Annotated in this window: 10 protein-coding genes; 1 reads left to right on the forward strand and 9 read right to left on the reverse strand. The window is 71.9% G+C overall.

The window, feature by feature from the left end:
• Positions 1-147: 147 nt before the first annotated feature.
• The 8 genes from purH to FB471_RS14025 all read right to left on the reverse strand — a co-directional run bounded on the left by purH (position 148) and on the right by FB471_RS14025 (position 9,830).
• The gene (gene purH / locus FB471_RS13990; protein ID WP_141998520.1) at positions 148-1,716 is read right to left on the reverse strand and encodes a bifunctional phosphoribosylaminoimidazolecarboxamide formyltransferase/IMP cyclohydrolase; all 1,569 of its coding nucleotides are present in this window, start codon (positions 1,714-1,716) and stop codon (positions 148-150) included.
• On the reverse strand, positions 1,713-2,330 hold the full coding sequence (gene purN / locus FB471_RS13995; protein ID WP_141998521.1) for a phosphoribosylglycinamide formyltransferase: 618 nt from the start codon (positions 2,328-2,330) through the stop codon (positions 1,713-1,715). Before purN ends, purH begins: the two co-directional genes overlap by 4 nt.
• A gap of 107 nt (positions 2,331-2,437) precedes the next feature.
• On the reverse strand, positions 2,438-3,970 hold the full coding sequence (locus FB471_RS14000) for a cell division protein PerM (protein ID WP_211358029.1): 1,533 nt from the start codon (positions 3,968-3,970) through the stop codon (positions 2,438-2,440).
• 296 nt (positions 3,971-4,266) lie between these two features.
• Entirely contained in the window at positions 4,267-5,001 is a 735-nt protein-coding gene (locus FB471_RS14005) for a DUF5336 domain-containing protein (RefSeq protein ID WP_141998522.1), read from the reverse strand.
• Between the two features lie 418 nt (positions 5,002-5,419).
• The gene (gene sucD / locus FB471_RS14010) at positions 5,420-6,310 is read right to left on the reverse strand and encodes a succinate--CoA ligase subunit alpha (protein ID WP_141998523.1); all 891 of its coding nucleotides are present in this window, start codon (positions 6,308-6,310) and stop codon (positions 5,420-5,422) included.
• Positions 6,311-6,315: 5 nt separating this feature from the next.
• A complete protein-coding gene (gene sucC, locus FB471_RS14015; RefSeq protein WP_141998524.1) occupies positions 6,316-7,485 on the reverse strand; it encodes an ADP-forming succinate--CoA ligase subunit beta in 1,170 nt (389 codons plus the stop codon).
• Positions 7,486-7,632: 147 nt separating this feature from the next.
• Positions 7,633-7,983: a hypothetical protein gene (locus FB471_RS14020; protein WP_246076398.1), complete on the reverse strand. Its 351-nt coding sequence runs from the start codon at positions 7,981-7,983 to the stop codon at positions 7,633-7,635.
• The gene (locus tag FB471_RS14025) at positions 7,980-9,830 is read right to left on the reverse strand and encodes a hypothetical protein (RefSeq protein ID WP_141998525.1); all 1,851 of its coding nucleotides are present in this window, start codon (positions 9,828-9,830) and stop codon (positions 7,980-7,982) included. The genes FB471_RS14020 and FB471_RS14025 overlap by 4 nt, the downstream gene beginning before the upstream one ends.
• Before the next feature lie 577 nt (positions 9,831-10,407).
• On the opposite strand from FB471_RS14025, the gene FB471_RS14030 reads away from it, so the two are divergent.
• Complete coding sequence (locus tag FB471_RS14030; protein ID WP_246076399.1) at positions 10,408-11,175, forward strand: M23 family metallopeptidase; 768 nt, start codon at positions 10,408-10,410, stop codon at positions 11,173-11,175.
• 41 nt (positions 11,176-11,216) lie between these two features.
• Here FB471_RS14030 and FB471_RS14035 read toward each other — a convergent pair whose 3' ends face one another.
• Positions 11,217-11,462 carry a hypothetical protein gene (locus tag FB471_RS14035; RefSeq protein WP_141998529.1) on the reverse strand — a complete coding sequence of 82 codons (246 nt, stop codon included), beginning with the start codon at positions 11,460-11,462 and terminating at the stop codon, positions 11,217-11,219.
• Positions 11,463-11,601: the final 139 nt, after the last annotated feature.

The raw sequence follows: 11,601 nt of genomic DNA on the forward strand, positions 1-11,601 counted from the left end.
TTCCGCGCAGGTCAGAGCCGGTGTGCGGGGGAAGAAACGCGGCGGACCCGGAGGTCGGCGGCCAACACGGGTACACGAACGGCCAACGCGCGTACGTGAGCGGCAAACTCACGTACGTGAGCGGCAAACACGCCGCGTGGGCTGGAGTCAGTGAGCGAAGTGGCGGGTACCGGTGAGGTAGACGGTGGCACCCGCGGCCTCGGCGGCCGCGGTCACCTCCGCGTCGCGCACCGAACCGCCGGGCTGCACCACCGCGCGCACGCCGGCGTGCAGCAGCACTTCCAGGCCGTCGGGGAAGGGGAAGAAGGCGTCCGAGGCCGCGACCGAGCCGGCGACCCGCTGCCCGGCGCGCCGCACCGCGAGCCGGGCCGAGTCGACCCGGTTCACCTGGCCCATACCGACGCCGACGGTGGCCCGGTCGGCGGCGAGCAGGATCGCGTTCGACTTCACCGCCCGCACCGCGCGCCAGGCGAAGGCAAGGTCGGCCAGGGTGTCCGGATCGGCGGGCTCGCCGGTGGCGAGCGTCCAGTTCGCCGGGTCGTCCCCTGGCGCGTCGATCCGGTCGACGGTCTGCGCCAGCATGCCGCCGGAGATCGGGCGGAACTCGGTACGTGCCGCGGGGAACTCGGGCAGTCGCAGCAGCCGGATGTTCTTCTTCCTGCCGAGCACATCCAGCGCCTCCGGCTCGAAGCCGGGAGCCAGGACGACCTCGGTGAACACATCGGCGATCTGCTCGGCGGCCGCACGGGTGACGGTGCGGTTCACCGCGATCACCCCACCATAGGCCGAGACCGGATCGCAGGCGTGCGCCTTGCGGTGCGCCTCGGCCACGTCCGCGCCGACCGCGATGCCACACGGGTTGGCGTGCTTGATCACCGCCACCGCGGGCTCGGTGAAGTCGTAGGCCGCGCGGCGGGCCGCGTCGGTGTCCACGTAGTTGTTGTAGGACATGGCCTTGCCGTGCAACTGCTCGGCGTGTGCCAGGCCGCCCTGCCAGTCGCGGTACACCGCGGCCTGCTGGTGCGGGTTCTCGCCGTAGCGCAGGACCTCCCCGCGCCGCCAGGTGGCGCCGGCGAAGTCGGGGAATCCGGAGTCGTCGGCGGGGGCGTAGGAACCGGCGAACCAGGAGGCCACCGCGGTGTCGTAGGACGCGGTGTGCGCAAACGCTTGCGCGGCCAGTCGCCTGCGTTCGGCGAGCTGGAAGCCACCCTCGCGGACCCGCTCCAGCACCCAGTCGTAGCGGGCCGGATCCACCACCACCGCCACGCTGCCGTGGTTCTTGGCCGCGGCGCGCACCATGGCGGGCCCGCCGATGTCGACATTCTCCACGCAGTCCGTCTCGTTCGCGCCGGAGGCGACCGCCTGGGTGAACGGGTAGAGATTGACCACGAGCAGGTCGAACGCGGCGATGCCGAGCTTGCGCAACTGCTCCAGGTGCTCGGGCCGGTCCTGGTCGGCGAGCAGGCCGGCGTGCACCCGGGGGTGCAGGGTCTTCACCCGACCGTCCAGTGACTCGGGGAACCCGGTCACCTCCTCGACCGGGGTCACCGGCACCCCGGCGTCGGCGATGACCTTCGCGGTGCCGCCGGTGGACACGATCTCCACGCCCGCCGCATGCAGCCCGGTCGCGAGTTCGAGCAACCCCGTCTTGTCCGAGACACCGATCAGCGCGCGCCGGACCGGGCGCTGCCCCGCGGGGACGACCTGCTCGCTCACCTGATCCTCACCTTCCGTCCGTCCACCGTGCAGCCCGCACGGCTCAGCTTCGCGACCACGTCCACCAGTAGTTCGCGCTCTACCGCCTTGATCCGCTCATGCAGGCTCGCCTCGTCGTCATCGGGTTCGACGGGCACCGCCTGCTGCGCGATGATCGGGCCGCTGTCCACGCCCGCGTCCACGAAGTGCACCGTCGACCCGGTCACCTTCACCCCGGCCGCCAGCGCGTCGGCGACCGCATGCATCCCGGGAAACGCGGGCAGCAGCGCGGGGTGGGTGTTCAGCACCCGGTTCGGGAAGCGGGTGAGGAAACGTTCCCCGAGCAGCTTCATGAACCCTGCGGAGACCACGAGATCGGGCTGGTGGGCCGCGACGGCCTCGGTGAGCGCCCTGTCCCAGGCGGCACGGTCGGGATGGTCGGCGACGCGGACCGTGAAGTGGTCTACCGCGGCACGCTCGGCCCTGCCCAAGGCCTCCACCCCGGCGCGATCGGTGCCCACCGCCACCACTGTGGCCGGATATCCGGGCTGCCCCACCGCGTCCAGCAGCGCCTGCAACAGGGTGCCCGAACCGGAGGCGAGTACCACGAGCCGGACCGGGGTGGGCAGCTGCAATCGGGTAGGCAGAACGGTCTCCTTGTCAGGCCTGCGCGCTCGGGCGCCCAGGGGGTCACCTGGCAAACCTCACCCTAGACGCCGTCCGACCGCCCGCTCCGCGGCGGTCAACGCTCCCGGCCGAACTCCTCCGGCCCGGCGTCATCGGCGTCAACGTCATCGGCATCAGCGTCGTCATCGGCATCAGCGTCGTCATCGGCATCAGCGTCGTCGACGGCGTCGGTGGCGGTGGCGGTGGCCGGCTGCTCCCCGGCCTCGTCCAGCGCGGTGTCCTCGGTGCCGGCCGCTTCGTCGGCCTCGCCGGTCCCGGTGTCGGCTTCGCCGGTCTCGGTGTCTTCGGCGGACTCGGTGGACTCGTCCTCCGCCGGATCCGGGGAATCCTGGGGCTCCTCGACGAGAGTCACCGGCAGCTCGACGGTCTTCTCCTCCGCGGTGGGCTCGGCGGGCGGCACGGGGGCGTGCGGGCCGGCGAACCAGGCCACCGCCGCGCCGGGAATGACGATCCAGCAGAACGCGGCTACGGAGAGGGTGCCGACCGGGATGGAGATCGGATCGAAGGCGCCGCTGCCCAGCCGCCCGGAGGCCAGCGTGCCGAGCAGCACGACCCCGAACCCCACCAGCGCACCGGCGATACCGACCGCACGCAGCCGCACGGCCGGGTTCGCGTCGATCCGCCGCACCGACCAGCCGACCAGCGCGCCCGCCGCGGCCGGCAGGGCCAGCAAGGCCAGCCACCAGCGGGCATGTTCCTCGGGCAGTCCGGCCAGCACCGGCAGCCCCGGAACCGGTCCGCCCTCGAGGCCGAACGCGCTGACGGTCACCGAACCGATCGAGAATCCCGGCCCGGCGGCGAAGCCGAGACCGGCGATCACCGCGTTCGGCAGGTAACCGAGGCACAGCAGCAGCATGCCGGCACCGCTGCCGATACCCGGCGCGTTGAGCTGGAACAACTCGTGCATCGTGGGTGCCGCGAGCACCGAACCCAGGGTGAAGACCAGCGCGCCCGCGGTCAGCAACCCGGCCATCCCCAGCGCCCCCGCGCGCAGCCCGTGCCGGGCCAGCGGATCCAGGTAGCGGCGGGCGACGGCCAGCAGGCCGCAGCGACCCGCCGACCCGATCCCCGCGGCCAGTGCCGCCACCAGGCCGGGGATCAGGAACGCGGGCAGCGGGTCGGCGTCTACCGGGGCATCCCGGGACAGCGTCGAGATGGTGGCGCCGAACAACGCGTGCGTGCCGCCCAGCACGCCGATCAGGGTGAGCGCCTGCCCCGGCTCGCGGTAGCCGAGCCGCTGCGCGGCCCCGGCCGCGGTCCAGGCGACCAGCAGGACGAGGCCGACCGTCGGCAGTAACGGCAGGGCCCCCAGCGGATGCCCGGTGAGCTGCACCGGGACCTGGTGAGCGGCGAGCCAGCCGGGCCCCGCCGCCAGCAGTACCCCGGCCGTGGAGAAGTGCGCGCCCGGCGCGATGGCGGTGATCAGGGCGAGCAGGGCCGCGACGGCCGTGTAGCCGGTGACCAGCGGCCCCACCGCGGTGGCCAGCAGGATCCGCACCGTGGCGACCCGGGACACCTCCTGACCCGCGGACGGATCACCTTGCCGCGCGGCATCCGCCGCGTCGGGGGGCGAGGTGATCAACTCCATCTGCGTACGATCGCATCGTGGTTGCGCCATCCGGGTGAGGCACGCCGCCGGTGCCGCATGGTCCCAGCCACACCACCCAATCGGGGCACCACGAGGGCTGTTCAGAACGACCCAGCGGACCGCGGGCCGCCAGGCCCGTGGTCACCGCGGCACGCGGCGCCACCAGTGGGGTGGCGGTGAGCGACGGGCGAGAGGTCGTTGCGGGTTCGCGGCATTGGTGACGCACGCTACGGGCTGGATCGCCCGACTTCTGAACAGGACACAACGAACCCACTGGACAGCCGCGGTGCCCGCGGTCAGCCCGGCTGGTTGGACCCCCCGGGCGGGGTCTCCGGCTTGCGGCCGGGCTCCTGCTGCTGCTCCTGGTAGAACTGCCCCTGCTGGGAGGCGTACTGGGTGGGCTGCTGGCCCGGCGAGGCACCCGGCGTGACCGGGGGTCCATAGGTGGTCGGCTGGTTGAAGGCGCCGGAAGGCGGGCCCTGGGGGTGCTGCGGCTGCTGCCCGTACGGCTGGCCGTAGGGCGAGTACGGCGCCTGCGGCCTCGGCGCGGGCAGCTTGAGCACGTTGTGGTCGAACAGCAGCGCCGCGACCGCCACCAGCATCTGCAGGATGCCCAGGATCAGCACCACGATCATGATGCCGGGGGTTTCGGCGTTCTCGCCGATCCCCACCATGGCATCGACGGACTGGAACGCGCCGAGCACGCTGAACAGCGCGACGAACGGCATCACCTTCGGCCCGTTCGGCAGCACCCGTAGCGCCGCGAGCAGGCCGGCGACCAGCAGGTACACGGTCGCCCAGCCGGCGAGCGAGGCCTCGTCCGAGAACCCCATGAAGTACTGCACGAGGCCGAGCACGGTGACCGCGAGGCCGAGCAGAACCGCGATGTTCAGGGTCCCGATCGCACCACCGCCCTGCTGCCCCGGCGGGGTCTGCGGCGGGAACGGCCCGCTACCCGGCCCCTGGGGCGGCTGCTGCTGTGGGCCACCGCCCTGCGGGGAGTAGCCGGGCCCACTGCTCGGGAAGGTCATCCTTCTCTCCTGTCGTTCGGTCCGTGAAAAGCTAGCGCACCTGCGGATATCGCGTGCCGGTAGTCCGACGCGACGCCGACCCGATCGGTTGCGTGGCCCTGGCCGTGTTGTTGAGCGCGGCGGGCAACACCTCGCCCGCACACCTTCCGGACGGCTCCGGGCCACCGTCGCATGCGAGCGGGGCCGGGCACCACCGCTGGTGCCCGGCCCCGCTCACTACTGCCTTTCCGTGCCGCTACGGTGCCCTGGAGGGTTGTTCGGAACGACCCGGCGACCGCGGGCCGCCAGGCCCGTGGTCACCGCGGCACGCAGCGCCACCAGTGGGGTGGCGGTGAGCGACGGGCGGTAGGTCGTTGCAGGTCACAGCACTGGCGAGACGCTTCGCGGGGCTGAACAACCCGACTGTTGAACAAGACACCTAGTGCAGGCTCTTGTAGAGCTCGCGGGCGTGTTCGGCGGTTTCGGTGGGTGTTTTGCCGACTTTGACGCCGGCGGTTTCGAGGGCTTGTTTTTTGGCGTGGGCGGTGCCGCTGGAGCCGGAGACGATGGCGCCGGCGTGGCCCATGGTTTTGCCTTCGGGGGCGGTGAAGCCGGCGACGTAGCCCACGACGGGTTTGCTGATGTGGTGGTGGATGTAGTCGGCTGCGCGTTCTTCGGCGTCGCCGCCGATCTCGCCGATCATGACGATGACGTCGGTGTCGGGGTCGTCCTCGAAGGCGGCCAGGGCGTCGATGTGGGTGGTGCCGATGATGGGGTCGCCGCCGATGCCGATGGCGGTGGAGAACCCGATGTCCCGCAGTTCGTACATCATCTGGTAGGTCAGGGTGCCGGACTTGGACACCAGGCCGATGCGGCCGGTGTCGGTGATGTCGGCGGGGATGATGCCGGCGTTGGACTGGCCGGGGGAGATGATCCCGGGGCAGTTGGGGCCGATGATGCGGGTGGTGTTGCCGGTGGCGACGGCGTGGGCCCAGAAGGCGGCCGCGTCGTGCACCGGGATGCCCTCGGTGATCACCACGGCCAGGCCGATGCCGGCGTCGATGGCCTCGATCACCGCGTCCTTGGCGAACGTCGGGGGCACGAAGATCACGCTGACGTCGGCGCCGGTGGCGGTCATGGCCTCGGCCACCGTGCCGTACACCGTCAGGTCCCGGTCGTTGACGGTGACGCTCTGCCCGGCCTTGCGGGCGTTGACCCCACCCACGATCGTGGTGCCGGAGGCCAGCATCTTGGTGGCGTGCTTCATCCCCTCCGAGCCGGTCAGGCCCTGCACGATCACCTTGCTGTCACTGTTGAGAAAAATCGCCATGGTGTTCAGGCTCCTGCCGCTGCCAGCTCGGCGGCCTTGTCCGCCGCATTGTCCATCGTGTCCACCACCGTGACCAGCGGGTGCGCCGCCTCGGCCAGGATCCGCCGACCCTGCTCGACATTGTTGCCATCCAGCCGCACCACCAGCGGTTTCGCCGCCTCGTCCCCGAGGATCTTCAGGGCTTCCACGATCCCCGTCGCGACCGCGTCACACGCGGTGATCCCACCGAACACGTTCACAAACACCGACCGCACATCCGGATCATGCAACACCACATCCAGACCCGCGGCCATCACCTCCGCCGAGGCGCCACCCCCGATGTCCAGGAAGTTCGCCGGCGCCACACCCCCATACCGCTGCCCCGCATACGCCACCACATCCAACGTGGACATCACCAACCCGGCACCATTACCGATAATGCCGACCTGCCCCTCCAACTTCACATAGTTCAAATCCTTGGCCTTGGCCCTGGCCTCCAACGGATCCTCCGCCCGCTCATCCACCAACCCCGCATGCCCGGGCTGACGGAACGCGGCATTGTCATCCACCGTGACCTTGCCATCCAGCGCGATCACCCGATCCTCCGGATCCCGCACCAGCGGATTCACCTCCACCAACGTGGCATCCTCCGCCACAAACGTCTCCCACAGCCGCACCACCACCCCCGCGGCCTCCTCAACCACCGCCTCCGGGAACCGCGCCCGCCGCACGATCTCCCGCGCACGATCCCCATCCACCCCCCTCAGCGGATCCACCGGCACCCGCGCCAACGCCTCCGGACGCTCCACAGCCAACTGCTCGATCTCCACCCCACCCTCAGCCGAGGCCATCGCCAAAAACGTCCGATTCGCCCGATCCAACAAGAACGAAAAGTAATACTCCTCCGCGATCTCCGAAGCCGCGGCCACCAACACCCGACGCACCCTGTGCCCCTTGATATCCATCCCCAGAATCGCCGCGGCCTTCGCCTCGGCCTCCACCGCATCCGCAGCCAACCTCACCCCACCGGCCTTACCCCGACCACCGGTCTTCACCTGCGCCTTCACCACCACCGGGCCACCGATCCCCTCGGCCACGACCCGCGCCTGCTCGGCAGATTCCGCCACAGAACCCGGCAACACCGGCACTCCATGGGCAGCGAAGAGATCCTTCGCCTGGTACTCGTAGAGGTCCACTCTCCAGTCTCCTGACGACACGCGACGTTGCTGTGCTCGGTGTCGGAGCGCGGCCCTCCGGGCATGGGCCCGCCTCCGATCCGGTTGAACGCCGACGACCCTAGCGACCTGCGCAGAGGACGGGGACGGCGCACCTGGTGAGGTCGGTCACTGAGGGTCATTCGACCAGCGTGACGGGCTGTGACCCGCCACACGCGCCACCCGATCGGTGAGCTCGGGGCCGGTCTCCAGCACCGGAAGCCCGGGCAGCGCGGTCCGGACCCTGGCGAGGAACTCCCGGTCCGGTTCGGTGGCCACGGTGATCCCGACCACGTCCGGGTCCTCCTGCTCGACGGTGCGGAGCACGGCGTCCACGGTGGACAACCATCCGCCGTAGACGACCTCCGCGCCGGCGTCGCGCAGCGCGCGGGCCGTGCGCACGGTGGCCACGCCGGGCCGATCCGCGGCGGCACCCGGTTCGACCAGCACCACCCGGGGCGGGGGCCCGGCCACGGTCATCGGCGCTCGCGATCGCCCGCCAGCGCGATCCCGGCGGCCAGCAGCAGGGCCAGCGCGCCTGCCACGGCGATCCACAGGCCGGTGCCGGGGCTCGCGCCGACCATCTCGGCACCGGCCAGCGGCAGCTCCGCGGCCCGCAGTCCCAGTACGCAGGCGGCACCCAGCAGCAGCGCGGCGGCGCGCGGCGGCCGGCTGCGCGGAGCGAGCGCGGCGGCGCCGAGCACGGTGAGCAGCCCGACCAGCAGCCCGATCGACGGGGTGCCGAGGCTCGACCACAGCCCGGGTGCGGTGTAGTCCGGTGCGACCGTCACCGGCGTGCCGAAGGCGCCGACGGCAAGGATCGCGGCGGCGACGAGCGGCGCGGTCAGGCTCGGTCCGGCCGTGGCGGGCGCCGCACCGTCCGGGCCGTGCCCGCCGTCCTCGCGCTCCACCATCCCGGCCACGACCGAGCAGCAGGCCGTGAGCGCGGCTCCGACCAGCGCCACCGACACCCAGAGCACCCCGCGACCCAGCTGCACCAGGTTGTTCTGGATCCCGGTGGCGGCCACACCGGTATCCAGCACGGCCGTGCCGGTGAGCAGCACCCCGGCCCAGGCCACCGACAGCGCGGGGCGGATCAGCGCGGCGAGCCCCGGCACGAACATGCCCAGTGCGAGCACACCGACCAGCGCCCCGGCGATCAGCAGCGAGGTGCGTGCGGGGCTGTCCGGCGCGGTGAACGGCGCCTCGGCGACGAGCTGGTCGGACAGCGCCCCGGCGAGCGCCGCGGCCGCGGTCAGCAGGCCGAGGACCCCGGTGGCGAACTGCAGCCTGCCCAGCCCTGGCAGTCGTGCCTCACCGGCCTCGGCCGTGTCACTGGGGTCACCGGGGTCACCGGGGTCACCGGCGTCACCGAGGTCACCGGTGCGTTCCCGTGACTCGCCCGCGGCGAACCGGACACAACCCAGCGCCGCCAGTGCCAGCGCGGCCACCAGCACCAGCACCGGCCCCGCGCTGCCGCTCAACCCGGGCAGGTGCCAGGACACGGCGACCGGCAGCGCCAGCCCGGTGAGCCCGATGGCCAACCCGAACAGCACCCCCCTGGCCAGCCCGGTCACCCCCGAGCTCACCCCCACGGCCGCGGCCAGCGGCAGCGCGCAGGCCAGCAGCAGGGAACCGACCAGCGGGGCCGTCGAACCCTCGAAGGCACCGCGACCGAGCAGGTAGAGGTCCTCGGAGGTGAACGGCGCCATCAGCAGCCCAACCGAGGCGACCACGCCCATCGACACGGCCAGCGGCAGCCACCGCCGCCTGCCGGCCTCGGGCAGCCCGTCGTCCAACTCGGGACGCCGCCGGATCACCCGCACGGCGAGTATCCCGGCGATACCGATCGCGAGATGACCGGCGAGCAGCAACCAGAAACCCGTGGTCGGCGGCGGGGAGGCCACCGTCCGCGGCAGGTACAGCTCGGGGCGCGCCGCCAGCGAGGCGTCGACCACGAACTGCAGGTCGAGCACGACGCTGCCGGGCACGAGGGCCGCCATCCCAGCAAGCACCCCGGCCGCGATCACCCGGCGTCCCGCCGCGGCGAGGCCGAACGCCAGTGCGGCGGGGAGCACGGCGAGCGCGACGAGCATCGGCGCGCTGGTGAAGCCCGGCGAGCCGCCCTCGACCACGGGCAGGCTGGCACCGACCGCGCGCAACACCGCACCCGCGCCCGCCGCGGTCAACACCCCGGCCAGCGGGACCCCGGTCCGTCCAGCCGCACCCCGCTCGTTCGCCTCCCTGCCGATACGCGAAGGTCCTTCACCCGGGGCCGGGTGAATCGGGCGCGCGCCCCCGGGGCGCGACTCACTCGTCGAGGCCATCGAGGGTCAGGCGCAATCCGGTGCCGGCCGCCGCCCGGAGGTGTCCGCGGCGGGGATCACACCGTGCCCCGGCCCGGCTCGACCCACCCGGTGGCCGCGCGGGGACGGCGGGCCCGGCCGCGGGTGTGCACCACGCTCGTTTCGCATCACGTTCATCGGTCATGACGCTAGCAAGCACCACGGTGTGTGATGTGTTGTCCGACGCCGGTGGCGCCCGTGCCGCGGGGGCGATGCGGCAGTTCCGGGAAGGTTGGCCGCATGTAACACACGTCACACTGATCGGAGTAATGCACGCTCTACCTTGAGTGATCCGCCGTAACGGCGACGGCCAACGACTCCTCGTTTGGCCGACACGCCGACGGCATCTTGCCGACATCGGTGCCCCTTCGTTACTGTCCCCCGGTCCCCATTACAGTCAGATCACGAAGCGGACAGGCCTGTGCAGGCCAGGAGCGGTCCCCCCGAAACCGCTCCCCGGGATCCCCCGCCCGGCGTCCGAAGATCTGGCTCCCCGAGTACGGAAGGCCCTGTCTTGGCTCGACACCGCTCCCCCGGCGGTCAAGCTTCGTCCCCGGCCTTGGATGACGCGCACGATGGTGCCGTCGTTCGGGTCCGGGGTGCCCACCGGCTGCCCGCGCCGTCCTCGGCACTGCGTGGCCGGGTCGTCGTCGCGGCTGTCGCCGCGGGCGCGTTCGCGGCCGCCGCCGCTGGTCAGACCCTGCAAGCCGTCGGATCCTCGGACTCCGACGGGGTCACCCCGCTGGCGAACTCCCAGGACGCCACCGCAGCATTCGGTGTTGGTGGTGACGCCCCCACCGGTGCGCCCGAACTGCTCCCGGTCTCCCGGAGCACCGACGCCTCCGCCGAGGTACAGAAGCTCACCGACAGCGAGCAGGTGACCCAGGCACGGATCGAACGGGAGGCCGAGGCCAAGCGCAAGGCCGAGGAGGAGGCGAAGCGCCCGAAGACCGTCGTGCCCGCGCAGGGACGGTTCTCCTCCGGTTTCGGCGCGCGCTGGGGCGGCTCCCACTACGGCATCGACATCGCCAACTCGATCGGCACCCCGATCGTCGCCGCCGCCGATGGCACCGTGATCGAGGCCGGCCCGGCCAGCGGCTTCGGCCTGTGGGTCCGTGTCCAGCTGTCCGACGGCACGATCCACGTGTACGGCCACATGAACAGCTACTCGGTCAGCGTGGGCCAGCAGGTCAAGGCGGGCGAGAAGATCGCGGAGATCGGCAACCGGGGCCAGTCCACCGGGCCGCACCTGCACTTCGAGGTGTGGCAGTCCGGTAAGAAGGTGGACCCGCGCGCCTGGCTCGCCAACCGCGGCGCCTACCTCTGAGAGCCTGCTCCGGCCCCGCTCCGCCACGTGGCCGGTGCGCGTTACTGACCGGGTAGCCGCCGGATGAAGTACCCGATGGCCACCTGCCACACCAGGCAGAGCCCGCGCCGCCGGCATCTCCGGCAGTGACCCGCCCCGCCGTGCAGGCGTAACAACGTCCGCCAGGCCGCGGCCGTCCTGCCGGCCTCGCGCGCCAGTGTTCCGCGTTCCCCTTTCGCGTGCGCCACGACCTCGTCGAGGTAGCGCCAGACTCCGTCGGAGACGAGCCGAAACCACGATTCGTCCACACTGCGGCCTCCAGTTCCGGCGATGGCGATCGCCATCCCATGTCGAACTTCTGTTCGAAGCCTAGTGCGGGGGTCCGACAGTTTCCGTGGTTGGCCGCCGTGGCGGGGTGGTGGCCGCTACCGGAGGGCGGCCGCGGTC

Source organism: Amycolatopsis cihanbeyliensis (assembly GCF_006715045.1).
In the GTDB taxonomy this organism is placed as follows: Bacteria; Actinomycetota; Actinomycetes; order Mycobacteriales; family Pseudonocardiaceae; genus Amycolatopsis; species Amycolatopsis cihanbeyliensis.